This is a genomic window from Nonomuraea endophytica (assembly GCF_014203235.1).
GTDB lineage: Bacteria > Actinomycetota > Actinomycetes > Streptosporangiales > Streptosporangiaceae > Nonomuraea > Nonomuraea endophytica.
The window spans coordinates 1-20,754 of record NZ_JACHIN010000016.1 but is presented as its reverse complement, the minus strand read 5'-3'; the positions used below and the strand labels follow the sequence as shown (position 1 = coordinate 20,754).

Annotated in this window: 20 protein-coding genes; 9 read left to right on the top strand and 11 right to left on the bottom strand. The window is 70.7% G+C overall.

Annotation, left to right across the window (positions count from 1 at the left end; genetic code table 11):
• Window positions 1-16: 16 nt before the first annotated feature.
• Entirely contained in the window at window positions 17-2,425 is a 2,409-nt protein-coding gene (locus HNR40_RS42765; protein WP_184972016.1) for a helicase C-terminal domain-containing protein, read from the top strand.
• A gap of 1 nt (window position 2,426) precedes the next feature.
• Here the strand turns inward: HNR40_RS42765 and HNR40_RS42760 are convergent, their stop codons facing one another.
• From HNR40_RS42760 to HNR40_RS42745, 4 genes are read right to left on the bottom strand one after another with little or no spacing between them, the layout of a single operon-like run.
• Entirely contained in the window at window positions 2,427-3,698 is a 1,272-nt protein-coding gene (locus HNR40_RS42760; RefSeq protein ID WP_184972014.1) for a DUF4407 domain-containing protein, read from the bottom strand.
• The gene (locus tag HNR40_RS42755) at window positions 3,691-4,659 is read right to left on the bottom strand and encodes a hypothetical protein (protein WP_184972012.1); all 969 of its coding nucleotides are present in this window, start codon (window positions 4,657-4,659) and stop codon (window positions 3,691-3,693) included. Before HNR40_RS42755 ends, HNR40_RS42760 begins: the two co-directional genes overlap by 8 nt.
• Window positions 4,660-4,670: 11 nt before the next feature.
• A complete protein-coding gene (locus HNR40_RS42750; protein ID WP_184972010.1) occupies window positions 4,671-6,707 on the bottom strand; it encodes a hypothetical protein in 2,037 nt (678 codons plus the stop codon).
• Window positions 6,704-7,402 (bottom strand): hypothetical protein, encoded by a 699-nt coding sequence (locus HNR40_RS42745; protein ID WP_184972008.1) that lies wholly within the window; start codon window positions 7,400-7,402, stop codon window positions 6,704-6,706. The genes HNR40_RS42750 and HNR40_RS42745 overlap by 4 nt, the downstream gene beginning before the upstream one ends.
• A gap of 284 nt (window positions 7,403-7,686) precedes the next feature.
• On the opposite strand from HNR40_RS42745, the gene HNR40_RS42740 reads away from it, so the two are divergent.
• Complete coding sequence (locus HNR40_RS42740) at window positions 7,687-8,124, top strand: Pycsar system effector family protein (RefSeq protein WP_184972006.1); 438 nt, start codon at window positions 7,687-7,689, stop codon at window positions 8,122-8,124.
• Here HNR40_RS42740 and HNR40_RS42735 read toward each other — a convergent pair.
• The gene (locus tag HNR40_RS42735; RefSeq protein WP_184972004.1) at window positions 8,114-8,839 is read right to left on the bottom strand and encodes a Crp/Fnr family transcriptional regulator; all 726 of its coding nucleotides are present in this window, start codon (window positions 8,837-8,839) and stop codon (window positions 8,114-8,116) included. The two genes, HNR40_RS42740 and HNR40_RS42735, sit on opposite strands and share 11 nt — an antisense overlap.
• A 96-nt stretch (window positions 8,840-8,935) precedes the next feature.
• On the opposite strand from HNR40_RS42735, the gene HNR40_RS42730 reads away from it, so the two are divergent.
• Window positions 8,936-10,408 (top strand): class I adenylate-forming enzyme family protein, encoded by a 1,473-nt coding sequence (locus HNR40_RS42730; protein ID WP_184972002.1) that lies wholly within the window; start codon window positions 8,936-8,938, stop codon window positions 10,406-10,408.
• Here HNR40_RS42730 and HNR40_RS42725 read toward each other — a convergent pair.
• Together HNR40_RS42725 and HNR40_RS42720 are read right to left on the bottom strand one after the other, a co-directional pair.
• Window positions 10,405-11,298, bottom strand: a complete 894-nt coding sequence (locus tag HNR40_RS42725) for a hypothetical protein (RefSeq protein ID WP_184972000.1) — start codon at window positions 11,296-11,298, stop codon at window positions 10,405-10,407. The two genes, HNR40_RS42730 and HNR40_RS42725, sit on opposite strands and share 4 nt — an antisense overlap.
• 3 nt (window positions 11,299-11,301) lie before the next feature.
• Window positions 11,302-11,802 carry a SigE family RNA polymerase sigma factor gene (locus tag HNR40_RS42720; protein WP_184971998.1) on the bottom strand — a complete coding sequence of 167 codons (501 nt, stop codon included), beginning with the start codon at window positions 11,800-11,802 and terminating at the stop codon, window positions 11,302-11,304.
• A gap of 81 nt (window positions 11,803-11,883) precedes the next feature.
• Between HNR40_RS42720 and HNR40_RS42715 the strand changes: the two genes are divergently transcribed.
• Window positions 11,884-12,234 (top strand): hypothetical protein, encoded by a 351-nt coding sequence (locus HNR40_RS42715; RefSeq protein WP_184971996.1) that lies wholly within the window; start codon window positions 11,884-11,886, stop codon window positions 12,232-12,234.
• Between the two features lie 68 nt (window positions 12,235-12,302).
• Entirely contained in the window at window positions 12,303-13,946 is a 1,644-nt protein-coding gene (locus tag HNR40_RS42710) for a DNA repair helicase XPB (protein ID WP_184971994.1), read from the top strand.
• Window positions 13,947-14,125: 179 nt separating this feature from the next.
• Here the strand turns inward: HNR40_RS42710 and HNR40_RS42705 are convergent, their stop codons facing one another.
• Complete coding sequence (locus HNR40_RS42705) at window positions 14,126-14,458, bottom strand: hypothetical protein (RefSeq protein WP_184971992.1); 333 nt, start codon at window positions 14,456-14,458, stop codon at window positions 14,126-14,128.
• 102 nt (window positions 14,459-14,560) lie between these two features.
• Here HNR40_RS42705 and HNR40_RS42700 point away from each other — a divergent pair, with 102 nt between their 5' ends.
• Window positions 14,561-16,651, top strand: coding sequence for a HelD family protein (locus HNR40_RS42700; RefSeq protein WP_184971990.1), 2,091 nt, complete (start codon window positions 14,561-14,563; stop codon window positions 16,649-16,651).
• Window positions 16,652-16,767: 116 nt separating this feature from the next.
• On the opposite strand, the gene HNR40_RS42695 is transcribed toward HNR40_RS42700, so the two are convergent.
• Window positions 16,768-18,174, bottom strand: coding sequence for a flavin monoamine oxidase family protein (locus HNR40_RS42695; protein ID WP_184971988.1), 1,407 nt, complete (start codon window positions 18,172-18,174; stop codon window positions 16,768-16,770).
• Window positions 18,175-18,197: 23 nt separating this feature from the next.
• On the opposite strand from HNR40_RS42695, the gene HNR40_RS42690 reads away from it, so the two are divergent.
• Together HNR40_RS42690 and HNR40_RS42685 are read left to right on the top strand one after the other, a co-directional pair.
• Window positions 18,198-18,797 carry a TetR/AcrR family transcriptional regulator gene (locus HNR40_RS42690; RefSeq protein WP_184971986.1) on the top strand — a complete coding sequence of 200 codons (600 nt, stop codon included), beginning with the start codon at window positions 18,198-18,200 and terminating at the stop codon, window positions 18,795-18,797.
• Between the two features lie 14 nt (window positions 18,798-18,811).
• Window positions 18,812-19,237, top strand: coding sequence for a GNAT family N-acetyltransferase (locus HNR40_RS42685; protein ID WP_184971983.1), 426 nt, complete (start codon window positions 18,812-18,814; stop codon window positions 19,235-19,237).
• A 27-nt stretch (window positions 19,238-19,264) separates the two neighbouring features.
• On the opposite strand, the gene HNR40_RS42680 is transcribed toward HNR40_RS42685, so the two are convergent.
• Window positions 19,265-19,636 carry a helix-turn-helix transcriptional regulator gene (locus tag HNR40_RS42680; RefSeq protein WP_184971981.1) on the bottom strand — a complete coding sequence of 124 codons (372 nt, stop codon included), beginning with the start codon at window positions 19,634-19,636 and terminating at the stop codon, window positions 19,265-19,267.
• Between the two features lie 57 nt (window positions 19,637-19,693).
• Here HNR40_RS42680 and HNR40_RS42675 point away from each other — a divergent pair, with 57 nt between their 5' ends.
• On the top strand, window positions 19,694-20,053 hold the full coding sequence (locus tag HNR40_RS42675; protein WP_184971979.1) for a DUF6841 family protein: 360 nt from the start codon (window positions 19,694-19,696) through the stop codon (window positions 20,051-20,053).
• A 128-nt stretch (window positions 20,054-20,181) separates the two neighbouring features.
• Here the strand turns inward: HNR40_RS42675 and HNR40_RS42670 are convergent, their stop codons facing one another.
• A complete protein-coding gene (locus HNR40_RS42670; protein ID WP_184971977.1) occupies window positions 20,182-20,478 on the bottom strand; it encodes a hypothetical protein in 297 nt (98 codons plus the stop codon).
• Window positions 20,479-20,754: the final 276 nt, after the last annotated feature.

Here is a 20,754-nt window from a genome sequence, read left to right as displayed (position 1 = left end):
ACATACCATGGCATCGATGGAGTTCACGGAGTGGATCAGGGGGCGCACCGACGAACAGCTGAGGGCGCTCGTCTCAGCGCGCCCCGAGCTGATCACCCCGGTGCCCGCACACCTGGAAGGCCTCGCCTCACGAGCGGGCAGTCCTTCGGCGATCGGCAGGGTTCTCGACCGGCTCGACCGGTTCACGCTGGCGGTCGTCGAGACGCTGGCCGTACAGGAGAAGGCGATCTCGAAGGCGCGCCTGCGCGCCGTGATCGGCCGCGCGCTGGCGGAGGGCAAGCCCGAGCCCGAGCTTTCTGCCGCGCTGGAACGGCTGCGCGAGCTCGCGCTCGTCTACGGCCCCGACAGCGCGCTCGACCTGGCGCCCGGCGTGCGCAAGGTGCTCGACGACCCCGCTGGGCTGGGGCCGCCGGCGGCCGAGGCGTTCCGCCACCATCCGCCCGAGCAACTGGCGGACATGGCCGACGAGATCGCGCCCGGCACCGCCGGCACCGGCAAGGAACGCCTGGCCGCAGCTCTCGCCGAGCCCGGCAAGCTGATCGAGGACGTCTCCGGCGAGGCGCAGGCGGCGCTGGAGCAGCTCGCCTGGGGCCCGCCGACCGGCCGGGTGCCCAACGCCCGCCGCGAGGTACGCGTCGAGTCGGCCCGCTCACCCATCGAACAGTTGCTGGCCCGAGCCCTGCTGGCCGCCACCGGCGAGGAGAGCGTGACGCTCCCCCGCGAGGTCGGCCTTTACCTGCGTGACGGGCGCATCCACCGCGACCTGCGGGCCACCGCGCCCGCGCTGGAGGGCGCCGAGCGCGACCAGAAGCTGGCCGACCGGACCGCCGCCGGGCAGGCGTTCGCCTTCGTGCGCTCGGTGGAAGAGCTGTGCGAGCGGTGGAGCGTCGACCCGCCGGGCGTGCTGCGCACCGGCGGGCTGGGCGTGCGCGACCTCAAGCGCGCCGCCACCGACCTCGACCTGCCCGAATGGGCGGCGGCGCTGGTCGTCGAGGTGACCCACGCGGCCGGGCTGATCGCCGCCGGCGGCGCGGTGGACGGCGAGTGGCTGCCCACGACCGGCTACGACCTGTGGCGGGTCAAGCCCACCGCCGCCCGCTGGGTGATCCTGGCCACGACCTGGCTGCAGATGGACCGGGTTCCAGGCCTCGTGGGTGCCCGGAGCACAGGAGCTCGCCAGGAGAGAGCGGGCGAAGCGATGCCAACGAGTGGCGAAGCGGGTGCGACCATCAAACGCAGCGACGAGCGTGACAGGCCGCTCAACGCCCTGCACACCGACCTGCGCCGCTCGGCCGCCCCCGGCGTGCGGGCCGCGACGCTGGGCGTCCTGGCGGCCGCCTCGGGGCTCGCGCCGACCCGCGACTCCATCGCCGAACGGCTGGCGTGGGAGCAGCCCAGACGCCGGGGCGCGCTGCGCGAGCAGCTCATGGAGTTCGCGCTGCGCGAGGCCGAACAGGTGGGCGTCACCGGGCTGGGAGTGCTCTCCGGGCACGCCAGAGCGCTGCGCGACGGCCTGGACGCCGCCGCCGTCCTGGACCCGCTGCTGCCCGAGCCGGTCGACCACGTGCTGCTGCAGGCCGACCTGACCGCCGTCGCCCCCGGCCCGCTGACCAGCGAGCTCAACCGCTGGATGACGCTGACCGCCGACATCGAGTCCAAGGGCGGCGCGACCGTCTACCGCTTCAGCGAACCCTCCGTCCGCCGCGCGCTCGACGCCGGCCACGGCGCCGAAGAACTGCTCGCCATGCTGGCCCGCCACTCGGCCACGCCGGTGCCGCAGGCCCTGTCCTACCTGGTCGCCGACGTCGCCCGCCGCCACGGCCGCATGCGCGTCGGCACCGCCAGCGCGTACATCCGCTGCGACGACCCGGCCCTGCTCGACCAGATCACCGCCGACCGCCGCGCCGCCCAGCTCAGGCTGCGCAGGCTCGCGCCCACCGTGATCGCCTCCCGCTCGTCGCGGGCGATCCTGGTCGACTCGCTGCGCGCCATGGGGTACGCGCCGGTCGCCGAGTCGCTGGACGGCGACGTCATCATCAGCCAGCTCGACAGCCGCCGCACCGAGGGCATCGCCCCGGTCCGCTCGGTGGCCTCGGCGACGGGGCTGGACTCGGGCGTGGCGGCGGCCGCCGTACGCGCGCTGCGGGCCGGCGACGCCGCCCACCTGGCCCGCCGCGACCCCGTGGAGGCCCCCGACGGCCAGGTGCCGCGCGGCCCGGCCACCGCGACGATCTCCGCCCTGCAGGAGGCCATCCGCCAGGGCGTACGCGTGTGGATCGGCTACCTCGACTCCCAGGGCAACGCCACCTCCCGCATCCTGGAGCCGGCCAGAATGGAGGGCGGCTACCTGACCGCCTACGACGAGACCCGCGCCGCGGTCCACCGCTTCGCCCTCCACCGCATCACCGGAGTCGCCGGCCTCTGATTCAGCGCCGCGAACCGTTGACCGACGGCTCGCGGCGCATGAGGTCGATCGTACGGCGGTTGATGAGATCACTCACGTGCGAGCGCGCGTCGGCCTGGAGCGCTCGCTTGCGTTTGCGCAGGTCCTCTGCCTTCTCCTCCCTCTCCAGCCGCAGCTCGCCCGCCTCGGCGTGCTCCGCTGTTTCGATGCGTTCCTTGTGCAGCCTCTCCTGGCTCTTGTTCTCCTCCTCGACCAGCCGGTCGTAGAAGCTGGTGCCACCCATGAGCTTCACCAGCACCGGGAGGCAGTCGATGAGGAGCATGAGCAGGCGCATGAGCCAGGTGAAGGTCCACAGGAACACGTCGCTGCCGGTGAGCTCGTCCAGGGCCTTCTTGCGCTCCAGCAGGCCCACGGTGTCGTCCTTGGTGGGCAAGCTGGTCAACCGCCGGTCGATGGCGGCCTGAATGCGTTGCTTGTACCCGGTGTTGGCGGTGGCCACGACAGCGCCGGCGGCGAGGATCCGGCCGTCGAGGCTCTTCAGCGTGGCGGTGTCCGGGTCCACGTGCTCGCGGGCGAACCCCTTGGCTATCTCCGTCGCTCGCGCACACCGAGGACCGTACCCCTCCCTGCCGCTGAGCCCCACCCCCTTCACACCGCGGCACTCCTTCGTGGCCTGGCCCAGAAGCCCGGCGTGCTTGCGCTGGGCTGCGGCCAGGCGGACGGCGACCTTGTCGCGTTCGGCGCGCAGTGTGCGCAGGGTGGTGCTGGCCTCGGCCGGGGTCTCCGGCGTCAGCCGCGTCCCCTCGCCGCACGCCCCGGCGGGCGGCCGCGCGGGCGGCGCCGGGTTGCACCGGATCAGCGTGTCACGCAGCGCGCTGCGGGCCTTCTCCCGCCCCTCGATCACGTGGTCCACGACGGCGGTCTCGAAGAACCTGAGCACGAGCGGCTCGGCGATCACAAAGCCGAGGACGGTGGCCACGGCCAGCCGTGGGACCAGCATCGTGAGCCTGCGCTGCCACCGTCCCGTAACCGTGCTGACCAGCCAGCGGTCCAGGTTGAGCACGATCAGCGCCCACACCACCACCAGGACCAGCGCCGCGGGATGCGCCCTGCCCAGCATCTGGCTGAGAAAGAACCACATGGAGATCCCGGCGATCACGGACGTGCTCAGGACGACCCCGCCCAGGCCGGTGTAGCGGGTCCGCTCCAGGGGCACCCGGGCGAGCAGCCGTTCGTCCACCCCGGCCAGCACGCGCAGGCGTCGGCCGAGGTCGATCGTGCGCCGCTCAGTCATCCAGGTCCTCCAGACCGAGTGGTCTGGGCGCGGAACCGTCCACCAGCGGAGCGGGCGGCACGGGCGGGGCCGCGCCCTCGACGATCGTGGTGGCCTTGTCCGGGCCGAGCACGGACCTGCCGAACTGCTCCAGCAACATCCGGGTGTTGACGGGGAGGAAGTCCAGCGATCCCTGCGGCAATGCCTTGATCATCTCCAGGACGTACTCGGCGCGCCGGTTCTCGGCCTCGCTTTGGTGCAGTACGGCGTCGCCGATCGCGACATGCCCCCTGCTGACCCCGAGCGCCATTCCGGCTGCCGTACCCCGGCAAAGGATCTCCTCGATCCGGGCCACGTCCTTGTTCTCCAGTGCCTGCTTGAGCTCGGTGACCTCACCCTCGCGACGCACCGTCTTGAGGTCGATGGCATGCCCGCGGACGTCCTCCGGCAGAAGCAGGTCGACCCTGGCCAGAGCGACGGTCATGCCGTCGATCTCCGGCGGCATGACCTCCACGTGGGCCTTGACCCTCGCCACGACGTGCTGGCGGAGCTGGTAGATCTTTTCGATCGGGTAGCGCAGGCCCAGCGAGAGGAGTTCGGTGTCGGCTGACAGGTAGTGGGCGAGCACCTCGCCGATGTCCTTGAGCCCCTGCTCGACGATCTTCTCCGGGTGGGTGACCGTACAAGTGAAGGTAGCGCGCAGCGGGAAGTCGTGGGCGAGGTCGGCCGACGGCAACGGCACCTGCGCGATGACGGAGCAGGTGCGCACGTCCACGACGCTCACTGAGACGGCGTCGACGACCTCGTCCTCGGCGCCGCGCAGGTGGCGGCGCTCGGTGAAAGCGTGGTAGCCGGCCGCCACCTCGAAGACCAGCACGCTTCCCGGCGGGGTCTCGGGCAGGTCGGCGAGGTCGCGCCGGGTGCGCAGGAAGCGGCGCGGCACGGGGGCGAGCGCGCGCTCCTCGATGATCGGGTAGGTCATGATGCCTCTTCTCAGCGCAGGCGCTGGTGGTTGTAGTGCCGGGAGCCCGCCGACAGCAGGGCTTGGACGAGGATGTGGGAGCGTTCCGCACCACCGGCGTCGCCGAGTGCGTGGCGGAGCCGCTGTTCGATCGGCTCGGCCAGCTCCGCGGGGAGGTGCGCCCAGATGGCCTCGCCCAGTTCGCTCACGGCGGCGACGGCCGCCGCGCCGGATTCCGATGAGGGGATGAGGACGCGGCGCAGCGCTCGGATGGCGTGGCCGCGGTGGTGGCCGCTGCTCAGCGCCCAGGCCCATAGGCGGCCGAGGTGGGCCGCGCAGCCCGAGCCTGTGGTCAGCATGCGCTCGGCCAGCGGCCGGGTGCCGTCGAGCGTGTCGGCCTCCAGGAGGTCCACGACCACGTCGAGGGCCTTGCGTGTCCTGATCGACCCCGTCTCGCTCATCTCCGTGGCCACCAGCACCCTGAGCAGGCGCAGCACGGTCCTGGACGCGTCCTCGCGCTCGGCTGCCTGTCTGAAAAGCAGCGCGAGCGAGCGCCGGGCGACCACGTTGACGCGTACGGCCCGCAACGCCAGGAACCAGAGCCAGTTGACCGTGTCGGCCGGATACCTGATCGCCAGGCCGCCCCCGAGGGCAAGCGCGGCGGTCATCGCCCGCGCTTGGCCGACATCCGCGACCCAGCTCAGCGCGAGCGTCAGCGCTTCAGGCGCCAGGGCGTCGTCGGCGCACATGATCGAGATGGTGTTGGCCGCGGCCAGGCGCTCCATCGCCGACCCGCTGGCCCAGACGTCCAGGAACTCCTGGCAGGACTCCGTGAGCGAGACCCCTGCCAGGATCGCGACGCCCGCGGACACCTGGATCTGCAGTTCGAGGCCGCTTGCGGCGAGCGAGCGGACCCAGGCGCGCAGTGGTTGCCAGAGCGTGAAGCCGTAGCGGCCAACCAATTCGGCGATGACCTGGCGCCGGTGGTGAACGCCCTTGAACACCACACGGCGCTCGCGTGCGGCCCCGGAGCCTTCGGCCACGACCGTGACCAGCGGGTGCTCACGGCTCCAGGCCATGCGCGACTGCGGCTCTGCATCGCGGACCTGGGGCGGCAGGAGGTCGCCCTCCAGTTCGGCCCGGATGGCGGAGAGCCGGGACAACTCGCTCTCGAAGATCCTCTCGGGCATGCGATAGGCAAAGGCCAGCACGGCGACCAAGTGGACGTCCTCGCGGCTGGGCTTCGCGTCGAACCAGGCGGCCACCTCGCCACCTTCCTCTTCCGCGAGGAGTTCGGCGACGGGCCGCGGGTCGGCGGCGACGCGCCGGGCCAGGGCCACCACCCGCGCGGGGGACGGCAGTTCGACGGCGCGTTCTCGTGCCGCCGAGAGCTCCTCGGGGTTCCTGCCGGGCGGTGCTCCGACGGTGACGTCGAACAGTTCGCCGAGGTCCGGGCAGTTCCACGCGTGCTCGTCCCGGCCTTGTCCACCGGCCCTGGTCAGGACGAGGAAGGAGCCGATCTCCACGAGCTTGCCCGCCAGCCTGGCAAGCTCGTGCGCCCGTACCGCCGCCGATTCGGTTCCCGCCGCGATCCAGTCATGCAGGAGATAGGCCCTACCGGGCTTGAACTCGGTCTGCGTGGCGAGTTCGGCGAGGGTCCGCGCCGGCGAGAGCACGGTGATCCGCCCCTGGACGAGGGGCATCCGAGAGAGCAGCGCGATGGCGCCAACCCGCTTGCCGATCTCCTCGTCCCCGCTCACCACGATCAGGTGGCGGGCGGCGAGGTCCTCCAGCGCGGGTGCGAACGCCTCCGGCTCCAGGTAGTTCGTCAGCAGGCCGGCTATCTCGGCCGGGTCCAGGTCGCGCGTGGTCGCGCGAACCGGGACGCCGCCGCCCATGCCGAACCGTGCGGCCGAGGCGTCGACGTAGCCGAGGAAGTTGTTGATGACGGTCGCGCTCTGGTTGAGCGCTGACTCGTCGATATCCTCCGGTTCCTCGGACTCCTCGGACTTCGTGTTCTCCGGCGGATCCGGCTGCTCGGCCTCCTCGGGTTCCTTTGCGTCGGTCATCGGCGATCACCGCCCACCCCGAACGTGGCGCGGCGGGCGTCCACCGAGCCGTAGAGATTGTTGATGACCTCGGCCTGCTGAGCCGGCGGCCGTGGAGTCTCCGGGACGGCGAGGTCGTGCGCGATTCCCTCGGGACCCCAGACCCAGGCGACTCCGGAGAATTCCTTCTCCTTAACATTTACCCGGACGAATTCCTTCGGTTCGTACGAGGTGTGCCCCTGTGACACCACGTCGGTGAAAACGCGGTCGGAGAGTATAAGAACGAGATTCAGTTTCTGGTTCTTGTCGAGGAGCTTCTTGAGCGGTTTCCAGTCGACCAGGCGGCTGACTTCGACGACCGCCTGCCCAGCCAGGCCATTGCTCGCCGGATAGGCGACGCCGTAGTGCATCGCCACGCGAATCCGTATCCGCTCGTCCGCGTCGAGCCCCGCATTGTGCGCGCCGAGCGCCCGGTCGAGCTCCCGCACGTACGTGTCGACGACGCTGGGCTCCCGTTCCGTCTGCGGCACGCAGGCCAGTTCGCCGTCGCCGGCGGGCTGGCGGAGCCAGGAGGCCCTGTTCAGCCCCGCAGCGCGGGCAGCCTTCTCGTGGATGTGAACGAAGACTTCCTGGATGGTCTCGTGTCGCTTGTCGGTGCCGGCGCCGTAGCCCTTGGTGTCGCTGGACACCAGCAACGCGCGCCCGTACTCGGTCATTTCGATCTTGACTCCATCTACGCAAACCCATCTACCTCGGACAGGACGCAGACGAGTATCAGCGATGACGGAGCGCGAGATCCCGTACCAATACGTGATCTGACCCCAGCAGGTTCATCAAATGACCCGAAACAGCATTTTTACCTATTTAGGAGGTCCGGTCAGCTCGTCCAATGTGACTAGTCAGGACACGGGGAGGGCCGATGAATCTCTTTCAAACCGGGCGTATCAGAAAAGAAGCGACAGATGTCTCCAGGGAGGACGTTGTCGCCGCGTTGGCGACAGTGTCCGTATTCCAGAATTACGTTCAGCATGCCGACACGAAAGCCGGCATCGCGGTCGTCGTGCACGCGGCCGGCGCCACCCTGCTCGCCACCCAGTCGGGCGCCGCGCCCAAGATCCTCGGCGCGTCCGCCGCCCTCGGCTGGTCGGTCCTCGCCGCCTTCGCCGTGGGCTTCCTGGTCGCGGGCTACTACCTGGCGCGTGCCGTGAGCCCATCGCGGCGTCTCGTCCGCAGCCGCTACGGCATCTCCGGTGCCCCAGAGACACCGCCCGACCACACCGACCTGAGGACGCAGTACGCGGAGGCCTGGGCCATGATCACGACCCTCGCCGCCATCGCGCGGAAGAAGCACCGGCACGTGGCCGGTGCGATCCGCTGGAACTACCTGGTGATCCTCAGCACGACGGTCTGGTCGGTATCCGCCCTCCTCATCCGGTGAGCGCAGCGCGCAGCGCGGCCAGGTCCCGCACGACGACCCTCCGATACCCGATCTCGATCAGCCCGTGGCTCTTCAACCTACGCAAGGCCTTACTGGCGGCGGCCTCCCGCGCACCGACCAGTTGCCCTATCTCCTCATGAGACAGGCTCACGCCCACGTCCAGACCCTCCTCCGCCGGTACGCCGTGCCGCGAGGCCAGTTCGGCGAGAACCCGGACCACCCGCTCGTACACCTCATAACCAGTGAAGTCGAGTCGGCGCTGGTTGGCCCAGTCGAGCCGGTTCGCGATCATCGTGGTCAGCGCGGCCCACATCGCCGGGCGCTGCTCCAGGAACGCCTGGAAGCGCCCCGCCCAGATGCGGTAGACGGCCGTCTGCGTGCACGTGGTCACCGTCGCCGAGCGAGGGATGGACCGCATGACGGCCATCTCACCCACGAGGTCGCCGCTCACCCGGATGCCAAGCATGGTGTCCACGCCATTCGCGAGCGTGGCGGTGACCTTCACGCACGCCGACGTGCCCCTCCTCGTCGATCGGAGCAGAAGGACGTGGTCAGCCTGCGTGTCGCCCTGCCGCAGCAGGACCACGCCAGGACCGTGCACCTGCAGGTCGCCGAGCGTGACCAGCGCGTCGCGGGTCTCCTCGTCCAGGGCGGCCATGAGCGTGCCACTGGGCCAACGGCACCGGTACTCGTCGCGAGCAGGGTCAATCGGCACGACACACCTCCCCACTGTCCGCATCCTCCCCATCCAGGACCTCTCGGGCAACCCTGAGACTTGACTACCGGGCGTTGACCGCATCAGCTTGATCCTGTGACCGAGCAGACGCTGGGCAGGCTGGCAGAGGAGTCGTGGGAGCGCTTCGGCGACTACGACGCGGTGTTCTACGACGGTGCGTGGCACCGCCGTCACACGCTCGCCGCGCGGGCCAGGCGGGTCTGCGGCGGGTTCGTGGCCGCGGGGGTACGGCCCGGCGACCGGGTGGCCGTGATGATGGCGACCAGTCCCGACGTGGCCGTCGTCTACCAGGCGTTATGGGCGGCCGGTGCGGTGGTCACGCCGATCGTGTTCCTGGTGGGCCCGGAGGAGTTGCGCCACATCCTGGCCGACAGCGGCGCGGTGGCTGTGGTGACGTCGCCGGAGTTGGTGGAGACGGTGCGGCTGGCCGTACCCGATGAAGTGCGGATTTTTCTGGACACGGGGGAGTTCGGAGAGCTCGCGCAGGCACCCGAGCACGGGCCCGTCTCCGTGGATCCCGGGGATCTCGCGGCGCTGATGTACACCGGCGGCACCACCGGGCGGGCCAAGGGCGTCAAGCTCAGCCACCGCGGCCTGTGGCAGGTCGCCAAGGACGCCTTCGCCATGTCCCACCAGGAGGGGCTCAACCGGGCGATCGTGCCCGTCCCGCTCTCCCACGCCTACGGCCTGATCATCACCGTGGCCGAGATGCACGCCGACGAGCCGCAGCAGGCCGTGCTGATGCGCTGGTTCGAGCCCAAGCCGTTCCTGGCGCTGGCGGCCGAGCAGCGCGCGCAGTTCGGCACCGTCGTGCCCTCGATGATCCAGATGCTGCTGGCCGAGCCGCTCGACGAGCATCCGCTGCCCGACCTGGCCTTCCTCACCTGCGGCGCGGCCCCGCTCGGGCGCGAGACGCTGCTGGAGTTCGAGCGCCGGATGCCGGGCACGCAGATCCTTGAGGGCTACGGCATGACCGAGACCAGCGCGGTCACCACGTTCAACCCACCCGGCCGGCGGCGGATCGGCAGCGTCGGACTGCCGCTGCCCGGCTACACGCTCACCATCCGCGACAATTCCGGCGAACCCGTCGAGTCCGGTGACATCGGCGAGATCTGTATCCGCGGCTCGTCGCTGATGCTCGGTTACTGGGGCGGCCTCAGCTCCCCGATCGTGGACGGCGAGCTGCGTACCGGCGATATCGGCTGCCTCGACGACGACGGCTACCTCTACGTCGTGGACCGCAAGAAGGACCTCATCATCCGCGGCGGCTTCAACGTCTTCCCGCGCGACGTCGAGGACACGCTCAACCGGCACCCGGACGTGGTCATGTCCGGGGTGGTCGGCCGCCCCGACCCGCGCCACGGCGAGGAGGTCGTCGCGTTCGTCCAGCTCCGTCCCGGCGCCGAGCTCGCGGAGGAGGAGCTCATCGGGTGGGTACGCGACCGGGTCGGCCGGGTGAAATACCCGCGCGAGGTGCACTTCGTCGACACGATCCCGGTCACCAGCGTGCTCAAGATCGACAGGAAGGAGCTGCGGGGCAGGCTCTAGTCGTCCACGTCGAGGGCGCCGGGGAAGAGGTTCTCCAGCCCTTTCCGCGCGTCGAGCACCTTGCCGTCGGCGTCGTAGGCCGTGACGTCCACCTTGGGGAGCGTCGCGCTCCGCTTCGTGACCCGCGTCCTGGCGATGAAGAAGCCGCCGGAGAGGCTCGCCTCCATCCGCTGCCCGCTCGCCCAGGCGATCTCGACCCGGCGCACCCGCTCGGCCGCCCGCCCGGCCACCACCATGAACACCGGGTCGCCGTCCGTGCCCGGATTGACCTCCGACTGCGTCTGCGTGCCGTGGACGTCCACCGCGAGCGGCCCGTCGAAGGCCAGGCTGCCCGGCTCCTCGTGCCCCCAGTAGGTGAAGATCGGCCGCTCGGGGTAGCTGACGTCGAGCACGCCCGGCGTGCACAGCACCAGCCCCTTCCTGCTGCCCATCAGCTGGGTCACGCCCAGCTTGTCGCGCGACTCGGCCAGCAGCCTGAAGTCCTCGGCGACCCCGTGCTGCGGGACGCGCCGCTCGCCGTCCATGCCGTGCACGGGCCCGCCCTGCGGCATGCAGTCGCGCACCTGCCGGAACTGCTCGGGCGTGTTGGCCGGCAACCCCTCGATCGGCGGCGCCGTGGCCGGCGGCGGCGTGGGCGCCAGGGTCAGCCCGGTGAAGGTCGGGTCGACCTCGGCGACCGTCCGGTCGCCCGGGTCGGGGAGGTTCGTCACCGCCACCGCGCCGAAGGCCAGCGCCGCCGCCGTCCCGGCCACCCCCACCGCCCATCCGGTACGGCGCCGCCGCCCCGCCGAGCGCAGCACCAGGGCCGCCATCATCTCCCCGTCCACCGGCTCTGCCCGCCCGGCCAGGCGGCGCAGGCCGTCGCCGATCGTGCGTTCGTCCACTGCCATCGTTCAGGCCTCCTGGTTGACGCGGTCGCCGACGAGGGCCCGCAGGCGCTTGACGGCCTGATGGGCCTGGCTGCGCACGGTGCCCACCGAGCAGCCCATGATCCGTGCGACCTCCGACTCGGGCAGGTCCTCGAAGTAGCGCAGCACCAGGACCACGCGTTTGCGCGGCGGCAGTTGCCGTAAGGCGTGCTCCAGCGCGAGCCGTTCGTCCACCTCGGCGGTGGCGTCGCCGGTCGCGCGTTCCGGCGGCTTCTCGACGACGCGCTCGCGCCCCCAGCGCGCGCTGCGCCACACGCTCACCTGTTCGCGGTACATCACCCGGCGGACGTACGCCTCCGGGTCGCCGCGGATGCCCCGCCAGCGCCCGGCCGTCTTGATCAGCGCCGTCTGCAGGAGATCCTCGGCGGAGTGCTGATCGCCGGTGAGCACGTACGCCAGCCGGATCAGGCTGTCGGAGCGTGCTGCGACGAACTGGGTGAAGCCTCGGCGGTCATCCGGATGCACCTGCCCTCCTCATGTCTCGCCTCTCTAGATGCGTCCAAGCGACCAGATCTATGGCGACATCGTGATAAATCTGGAGGTGCTATGAGCGATCCCTATCAGCCGTACGGCGCGCCATACGGCGAACAGCCACCTCCCGGCTACGGGTACGGACCTGGTTACCCGCCGCCCCATCAGCCGCGCAACGACGGCCTGCGTACCAGCGCCATCGTCGCGCTCGTCCTCAACCTCATCGCGATCGTCACCTGCTGCAACTTCGTCGCCATCGCCGGCGCGATCATGGCCGGCCTGGGCCTCGGCAAGGTGGACACCGAGCCGGAGAACGCCAGGAGCAAGCTGGTCTGGGCGTGGGTCCTGTTCGGCGCCGGATTCCTGGTGACGATCGGCGGTTTCCTGTTCCTGGGCTTCGCCGGATACTTGGACGACAACGGCTGATTCCCAGTTCGGGGACTGTTCCGCCGCTTCTTTGTGTTGGATAGGCGGTAGCCATCGAAGGGGGATTTGTGAACGACGGCCCGCTCATCGTCCAATCCGACAAAACGCTGCTGCTCGAGGTCGACCACGCCGACGCGGGCGCGTGCCGTAAGGCGATAGCGCCGTTCGCCGAGTTGGAGCGCGCGCCCGAGCACGTGCACACCTACCGCGTCACGCCGCTGGCGCTGTGGAACGCGCGGGCCGCCGGTCACGACGCCGAGCAGGTCATCGACGCGCTCATCAGCCACAGCCGCTACCCGGTCCCCCACGCGCTGCTGGTCGACATCGCCGAGACCATGGCCCGCTACGGCCGGCTCCGGCTGGAGAAGGACCCGGTCAACGGCCTGGTCCTGACCTCGACCGACCGGGCCGTGCTCGAAGAGGTGCTGCGCTCGAAGAAGATCCAGCCGATGCTGGGCGAGCGCATGGGCGCCGACTCGGTCGTGGTGCACCCGAGCGACCGCGGCAACGTCAAGCAGGCGCTGCTCAAGCTGGGCTGGCCGGCCGAGGACCTCGCCGGCTACGTCGACGGCGAGGCGCACCCGATCTCGCTGCTGGAGGACGGCTGGTCGCTGCGCTCCTACCAGAAGGACGCGGCCGAGGCCTTCTGGCACGGCGGCTCCGGGGTGGTCGTGCTGCCCTGCGGCGCCGGCAAGACGATCGTCGGGGCGGCCGCGATGGCCCAGGCCCAGGCGACCACGCTGATCCTGGTCACCAACACGGTCAGCGCCCACCAGTGGAAGACCGAGCTGATCAAGCGCACGTCGCTGACCGAGAACGAGATCGGCGAATACTCCGGCACCAAGAAGGAGATCCGCCCCGTCACCATCGCCACCTACCAGGTGATGACGACCAAGCGGAAGGGCGTCTACGCCCACCTGGAGCTGTTCGACGCGCGCGACTGGGGCCTGATCGTCTACGACGAGGTGCACCTGCTGCCCGCGCCCATCTTCCGGATGACCGCCGACCTGCAGGCCCGCCGCCGCGTGGGGCTGACCGCGACGCTGGTGCGCGAGGACGGCCGCGAGGGCGACGTGTTCTCCCTGATCGGCCCCAAGCGTTATGACGCGCCCTGGAAGGAGATGGAGAACCAGGGCTGGATCGCGCCCGCCGACTGCGTCGAGGTCAGGGTCACGCTGTCCGACGAGGAACGGCTGGCCTACGCGATGGCCGAGTCCGACGAGAAGTACCGCTTCGCCGCCACCACGCCGTCCAAGACGACCGTCACCGAGGCGCTGGTCAGGAAACATCTGGGCGAACAGGTGCTGGTCATCGGCCAGTACATCGACCAGCTCGACGAGCTGGGCGAGCACCTCAACGCGCCGGTCATCAAGGGCGAGACCCGGGTGAAGGAGCGCGAGCGCCTCTACCAGGCCTTCCGCGACAAGGAGATCCAGGTCCTGGTGGTCTCCAAAGTGGCCAACTTCTCCATCGACCTGCCGGAGGCGGCGATCGCCATCCAGGTGTCGGGCACGTTCGGCTCGCGGCAGGAGGAGGCGCAGCGGCTCGGCCGCGTGCTGCGGCCCAAGGCCGACGGGGGCGGCGCCCGCTTCTACACCGTGGTCAGCCGGGACACCGTCGACCAGGAGTTCGCGGCGCACCGTCAGCGGTTCCTGGCCGAGCAGGGCTACGCCTACCAGATCATCGACGCCGACGACGTCCTGGAAGTGTGAAGGCCCGGCCGCTCCGGCAGCCGGGCCTTGCCCAAAACCTCAGGTCCACGAAACTCCGCGGGCCGTCGACAATCGAACCACCCCCCTCACCTGCGCGCTGTCGCCTACTTCACGCCAGCTGCGACATACCCGATGATCCCCCATTCCCACCTGAAATGCCCGATTTTTTGGCGATTTAGTTAGCCAACGAGGAGGCCGCCCAGGAAGAGCACACCCTCGGCGACCACCCATGCGGCCACGGCCGAGCCCATGTACAGGTTGAAGGTGCGATGGTCCTTCCTGGCCGCGGGCAGGATCCAGGCGGCAGCCGTACAGACCGCCGCGAGCATCGCGAACAGCCCGGACAATCCCGCGACGGCGTCGAGGCGCTGGCCGCACTGCGTGGCGTCGCCGTTCGCGCAGAAGGCCGCCGTCCCCCAGCCCGCGAAGACCGACAGGCCCCACAGCGCGGCGAGCAGAAAGCTCGCGATGGTGGGGACAATCGGGGAGACGCCGAACCGCACACGTGCCACGGTCTCCCCCTACCCCGCGTAAATGCTTTGGATGCCTCCCGTTTCCCCGATTAGACTGACCGATTCGCTACCGGTTACCACTCCGACAGGGGGCGCTTTCGCATGCCCGCACACCAGCTGGCACCCGACATATCCGACGACCCAGCCGACGTTCTGTCCGCCGAGCAGTCTCACCTGGCCGAATCCCGCAAGGCCCTGCAGGCGATGCGCGAGCACGCGCAGTCGCTGTCGGCCGAGGCGGCCGGCGACTGGGTCTCGCAGCAGGTCCTCCAGTCGCTGCTCGACCAGCGCGTCGCCGCCCTCGCCGACCATCCGGACACGCCGCTGTTCTTCGGCCGCCTCGACCGGAGTGCCCCCGAGCGAAGGAGCTCGCGACGAGAGAGCGAGCGGAGCGATGCCAACGAGGAGCGAAGCGGTCGCGACCATGAACACGATGACTTGCCCGGCACCATCTACGTCGGCCGCAGGCACGTCCACGACGGCGCCAGCCGCGCGCTGGTGATCGACTGGCGCGCTCCGGTCTCGCGCCCGTTCTACCAGGCCAGCCCCACAGACCCCATGGACGTCGTACGGCGCCGCCGCTTCGGCTACCACGGCGGCGCGCTGACCGCCTACGAGGACGAGCCGCTCGACCAGGGCGGCAAGCTGGGCCCCTCGAAGATCCTCACCGACGAGATCGAGCGTCCGCGCACCGGCCCGATGCGCGACATCGTCGCCACCATCCAGCCCGACCAGGACGAGATCGTCCGCGCCGCGCTGACCCAGACCGTGTGCGTGCAGGGGGCGCCCGGCACCGGGAAGACCGCCGTGGGCCTGCACCGCGCCGCCTACCTGCTGTTCACCCATCGCGAGCGGCTGGCCCGCTCCGGCGTCATGATCGTCGGGCCGAACCGCGCGTTCCTGTCCTACATCTCCTCCGTCCTTCCCGCCCTCGGCGAGGTGAAGGTCGACCAGACCACCGTCGCCGACCTGCTGGGCGCCTACAACGCGCCGGAGGAGCCGGAGGTCGCCGCGGTCAAGGGCGACGCCCGGATGGCCGCGGTGCTGGAGCGGGCGCTCTGGCTGCACATCAGCAAGCCCGAGGAGGGCCTGGTCTACACCGCCGGCGTCCACCGCTTCCGGGTGGCCGACTACGAGGTGCGCGAGATCGTCGCCTCCCTGCGCGGCACCACCCGCTACGGCCCCGGCCGGGCGGCGCTCGCGCAGCGACTTGCCCACCAGGTGCTCGTACGCATGGAGCAGCGCGGCGACTCCCCCGACGACCGGGTCCAGGACTCCGTCGCGCGGTCCAAGCCGGTCAAGCAGCTCGTGGACGCGGTCTGGCCCAAGGTGACGCCCGCCCAGGTGTTGTTCCGGCTGCTGTCGGACGCCGAGTTCCTGGCCAAGGCATGCGCCAAGTCCGACATTTCGCCTGGCGAGCAGGAAATGCTGCTTTGGCGGAAGCCGTACCGTGGATGGAAGTCCGCGAAGTGGTCGGCGGCCGACGCCGCGCTCCTCGACGAGCTCGGCGACCTCATCGAACGCACCTCCTCGATCGGCCACCTCGTCGTGGACGAGGCGCAGGACCTGTCCGAGATGCAGCTGCGCGCCCTCGGCCGCCGCTGCCGCAACGGCTCAGCCACCGTCCTGGGCGACCTCGCGCAGGGCACCACACCCTGGTCCACCACCTCGTGGGAAGCCGTGCTCCGGCACCTCGGCCAGGACTCCGGCGAGGTCACCGAGCTGACACTCGGCTTCCGCGTGCCGCGCGAGGTGCTCGACTACGCCGCCCGCCTCCTGCCGTCCGTCGCCCCCGGACTGGCCCCGCCGCAGTCGCTCCGGCCCGGCCTCGGCTCCCTGTCGGTCCAGCCCGGCGCCGCCGTCGCCGAGGCGGTCCGCGCGACCCTGTCCAGGGAGGGCTCGATCGGCGTGATCGTGCCGGACGCGCTGGTGGGGCAGGTCTCCGGTGCGCTGGAAGGCATCGGCCACGCCGTACTCGACCCCGACGCCGCCGACCAGGAACACCGGCTGCTCGTCATCCCCGCGACCCTGGCCAAGGGCCTGGAGTACGACCACGTGATCGTGGTCGAGCCGGCGGACATCGTCGCCGCCGAGCCCAGGGGCCTGGCCCGCCTGTACGTCGTGCTCACCCGAGCGGTCACCTCCCTGACCGTCCTGCACGACAAGCCGCTCCCCGCCGCTCTGGCGATGTAGCCGCTCCCCGTCACCTCTGGCGATCCCACCCTCCCGCCACGGCCCTTGCCGCCGTGGCTGGCGATCCAGTCCTGCCGCGACCTCTGGCGATCCAGGCATACCACCGCTCCGACGGTCTAGGCGGTCTGGTCGCTCTGGTCGGCCTTGTCGGTCTGGGCGGTGTTGCCCAGGGCCTTGGCGACCTCCGCTGCCGCCCGGTGGCCCGACTCGACGGCGCCGTCCATGTAGCCCGCCCAGCGGACGGCGGTCTCGGTCCCCGCCCAGTGCAACGGCCCCACGGGCGTGCGCAGGGCGGGGCCGAACCGGGTCAGGGTCCCCGGCGCGGCGAAGGCCCCGTAACACCCCCGGCTCCACTCCTCCGCGGCCCAGTCGAGCTCGATGTAGTCGATCGCGTACCGGGCAACAGGGCCGAAGTAGACGGTCAGGTCGTCCACGGCCCGGCCGCGCCGCTCGGCGACGCTCAGGCCGGCCACCGCGTCGGCGTGCGCGCCCTCGAAGAAGCCCGTGAGCACCCCGGGGCCGCCGTCCCCCTGCGGGGTGCTGTCCAGGACGGTGCCGAGCGCGCGGACGTCGCTGTTGGCCTCCCCGGTGTAGCCGTCCTCGCGCCAGAACGGGGCCCCGTAGACCAGATGTACCTTGATGACCCGGCCCATCGGCATCCGCTGGGTGAGCTGGTCACGGTCGCCGGGCAGCCCCGGGCTGTACCTGATCCGTCCGGCCAGCGGCGGCGGCACCGCGACGATCGCCCGCCTGGCACGGGTCTCGGTCCCCGGGGTGCGGAGCACGACCTGGTCGTCGTCCCAGGTGATGTCGGTGACCGGTTCGGCCTGCCGTACCCGGTCGCCCAGTTCCGCGGCGACGGCGAGCGCGACGCGCTGCGAGCCGCCCGCGACGCGGTCCTGCTGCGCCCCGCCCCTGACCTCGGTCAGCGCGTCGAAGCCGCCACCCGAACCGAAGTAATACAGCGCCCACAGGGCGGAGATCTCCTCCGGCTCGGCCGAGAAGATCGCCTCGGTGACCAGCCTGACCATCGCGCGGCCGCTCTTGGTGCGGGTGCGGGCGTGCATCCAGGCCGCGAACGTCTGCGCGTCGAGCTCGCGGGCGTCGGGCGCGGTCCAGGGCGCCTCCAGCGGGATACGGCGGGCCGCCCGGTCCAGCGCGAGCTGCGCCCGCCCGAGGTCGGCCAGCGCCAGCGCCCCGATCCGCGGAATGCGCCCCGTGTACTCCACGCGCCGCCCCACCAGCTCGGCCACCCGCTTGCCCTGGTGATGGGTGGGAAAGGTGGTCAGCCCAAGCTCACTGATGAGCGCGAGCACCCGATCCTGCCCGGGCCCGACCCACTGCCCGCCGAGCTCGATGGCCGCGCCGCCCGGCAGTTCGCCGTTGAGGGTACGCCCGCCGACCCGCTCCCGCGCTTCCAGCACCACCACGTCGTGCCCGGCGCGCACCAGATCCCGCGCGGCCACCAGCCCCGCCAGCCCGGCGCCGACGACAGCCACATCCACGCTGTATCTGACATTCATGTTGTATGTGATATCCATAACGCATGACAGCCGTCAAGACCCGGCGCGAGCTCTACGCGGAGACCACCCGCCAGGCGCTCATCGACGTCGGCCGCCGCGTCTTCGCCGAACGCGGCTACACCGCCGTCTCGGCAGAGGAACTGGTACGCCAGGCGGGCCTGACCCGCGGCGCCCTGTATCACCACTTCGACGGCAAGCAGGGCCTGTTCGAGGCCGTCTTCGAAGAGCTGGAGGACACCGCCGTCCGCGCCGTCACCACGGCGATGACCACCGCCGCCGGAGACCCCGAGACCCGCGCACGAGCCGGACTGTCCGCCTACCTGGACACCTGCGGGGAGCCCGAGTTCAGGGAGATCGTCCTGAAACAGGGCCCCATCGCCCTGGGCCACGAACGCTGGCAGGAGCTCGACGTCCGCCACTTCGGCGGCTTGCTCCGCGACGCCCTGACCGCGCTGATGGACGAGGGCTACCTCACCCGCCGCCCGGTGCAGATGCTCGGCCGCGCCCTGTTCGGCGCCATCACCGAACTGGCCCTGGCCATCGCGGAAGCCGACGACCCCGCCGCCGCCCGTGCCGAGGCGGACGTCATCGCGGCCACGCTGCTGTCGGGCCTGCGCGCCTGATACCTTCCAGAACCATGGCCGAATTCGGGGTAAAGGTAAGAAACGGCGACCAATCCGACATCAAGGCTGTCCTGGACTTCTGGGCAGAGGCCGCGGAAGGCACCGACCGCCACGACTCCCCCGCCAAGGTCGAAGCCCTGATCGCCCGCGACCCCGAGTCGCTGCTGCTGGCCGAACTGGACGGCGAGCTGGTCGGCACCCTCATCGCCGGATGGGACGGCTGGCGGGCCCACCTGTACCGGCTGGCCGTCCACCCCTCCCACCGCCGCAAGGGCATCGGCACCACGCTGCTCGCCGCCGCCGAGGCCCGCTTCGCCGCGTTCGGCGCCTTCCGGGCCGACGCCATGGTCCTGCACGACAACACCCTCGCCCACCACGCCTGGTCGGCCGCCGGCTACACCCGCCAGCCCGAATGGGCCCGCTGGATCAAACACCTGTGAGCGCCGCCGACCGCCGGCCCAGGACCGTCAGGCGCCCGTGAGCGCGGTGGTGAGCTTGCGCATGGCCGACGTGGCGGACTCGCTCGCCGTGGGCCCGAGCGCGGTCAGGCTGGAGATCAGCGCGGCGATCTCCCTCAGGTCGAAGGCGATGGGCGGGATGTCGGCACGCCGCACGATGACGGCCCCGCCACCCCGGCCCGGCGCGACGTCCACCGGCACTCCGGACAGCCGCAGCCGCTCGATGTCCCGGGCGATGGTGCGCTCCGAGACGCCGAAGTCGTGGGCGAGCGTGCCGACGGTGACCCGGTCCGCGCTGGCGTGGAGCCGTTCGATGAGGTGTTGCTGGCGCTCGACGCGGCGTACCGTCAGATGATTGTCTCGCGAGGCCGCCGATGTCATGAAGAAGAGCGTAACCACGACACGGGCTTGTCAGGGTTGCTGATTAGCGTGAAGCCCATGACCGACAACGACCTGGTGCTCGACTTCTTCCACCGATACTCCCGCGCGTTGCTCGCCCGCGACGAGAAGGCCGTGGCCGCCATGTACGCGGTGCCCGCCCTGATCCTGTTTCCCGGGCAGTCCGTCGTCGTGTCGGACGCCAAGCAGACCGAGGAGTTCTTCGCCGGAGCCTGGGGCCAGTACGACGGCGTCGAGGACACCAGCACCGACATCACGGTGGTCGCGGAGACCGCCCACAGCATCTGGGCGGACGTCACCTGGCACCACGGCAACGGTGCCACGGAACGGCTGATGTACCAGCTCATCGACACCGGCTCACGCTGGAAGATCGCCACCCTGACCCCGCTCGGCCCATGACCCGTCCGTCCCGCCGCGCGCCCTCGGGCCGGATCACCTGAGCAGGACCACGTCGGCCGTGCCGCCGTATCCCCGGGCCGGCAGACCGAAAGCGCCGCTAATCCCGACAAGAGAATTCCCGGCGAATATCACTTCCAGTTGTAGCTGTAGTACCGGCCGAGTTCGTGGAGGGCTTCGTCGGTGAGTGCGGGGTAACGGGCGCGCATCTCGGATACGGCCTGGGCCGTTCCGGATTCCAGCGTGTGGTTCTCCCAGTTCACCGGGATGTTCAGCATCTCGTCGGCCAGTGCGTCCAACGTGGGAAGCACCTGGGCCGCCTGGTCGGGGCCCAACGACTTCGCCAGGGCGGCCGGGTCCTTTCGCGGCCAGGGACTCGTGCCGCCGCTCAGATAGACGATTAGTGCCTGGCTGATCGGCTCATTCACCCTTCCAGGGTCTCAGCCGCGGTCAAGACCCGCCTTCGGGTGAGCGCAAAAGCGCGCGGGGCTCGTTTGGGCGTCGCGAAAAGGGCGCCCCCCGAACCGGGAGACGCCCTCTTTGCGAAATGGCTGGACTTAGAAGTCCATGTCGCCGCCGGGCATGCCACCAGCCGGGGCAGCCGGGTTCTTCTCCGGCTTCTCGGCGATGACGGCCTCGGTGGTCAGGAACAGCGCCGCGATGGAGGCGGCGTTCTGCAGCGCCGAGCGGGTGACCTTGGCCGG

Bases quoted from the DNA above. Each gene is read 5' to 3' on its own strand.
- HNR40_RS42765 (WP_184972016.1), top strand. From the start codon at position 17: ATGGAGTTCACGGAGTGGATCAGGGGGCGCACCGACGAACAGCTGAGG.
- HNR40_RS42760 (WP_184972014.1), bottom strand. From the start codon at position 3,698: ATGACTGAGCGGCGCACGATCGACCTCGGCCGACGCCTGCGCGTGCTG.
- HNR40_RS42755 (WP_184972012.1), bottom strand. From the start codon at position 4,659: ATGACCTACCCGATCATCGAGGAGCGCGCGCTCGCCCCCGTGCCGCGC.
- HNR40_RS42750 (WP_184972010.1), bottom strand. From the start codon at position 6,707: ATGACCGACGCAAAGGAACCCGAGGAGGCCGAGCAGCCGGATCCGCCG.
- HNR40_RS42745 (WP_184972008.1), bottom strand. From the start codon at position 7,402: ATGACCGAGTACGGGCGCGCGTTGCTGGTGTCCAGCGACACCAAGGGC.
- HNR40_RS42725 (WP_184972000.1), bottom strand. From the start codon at position 11,298: ATGGCAGTGGACGAACGCACGATCGGCGACGGCCTGCGCCGCCTGGCC.
- HNR40_RS42715 (WP_184971996.1), top strand. From the start codon at position 11,884: ATGAGCGATCCCTATCAGCCGTACGGCGCGCCATACGGCGAACAGCCA.
- HNR40_RS42700 (WP_184971990.1), top strand. From the start codon at position 14,561: ATGCCCGCACACCAGCTGGCACCCGACATATCCGACGACCCAGCCGAC.
- HNR40_RS42695 (WP_184971988.1), bottom strand. From the start codon at position 18,174: ATGAATGTCAGATACAGCGTGGATGTGGCTGTCGTCGGCGCCGGGCTG.
- HNR40_RS42690 (WP_184971986.1), top strand. From the start codon at position 18,198: ATGACAGCCGTCAAGACCCGGCGCGAGCTCTACGCGGAGACCACCCGC.
- HNR40_RS42685 (WP_184971983.1), top strand. From the start codon at position 18,812: ATGGCCGAATTCGGGGTAAAGGTAAGAAACGGCGACCAATCCGACATC.
- HNR40_RS42680 (WP_184971981.1), bottom strand. From the start codon at position 19,636: ATGACATCGGCGGCCTCGCGAGACAATCATCTGACGGTACGCCGCGTC.
- HNR40_RS42675 (WP_184971979.1), top strand. From the start codon at position 19,694: ATGACCGACAACGACCTGGTGCTCGACTTCTTCCACCGATACTCCCGC.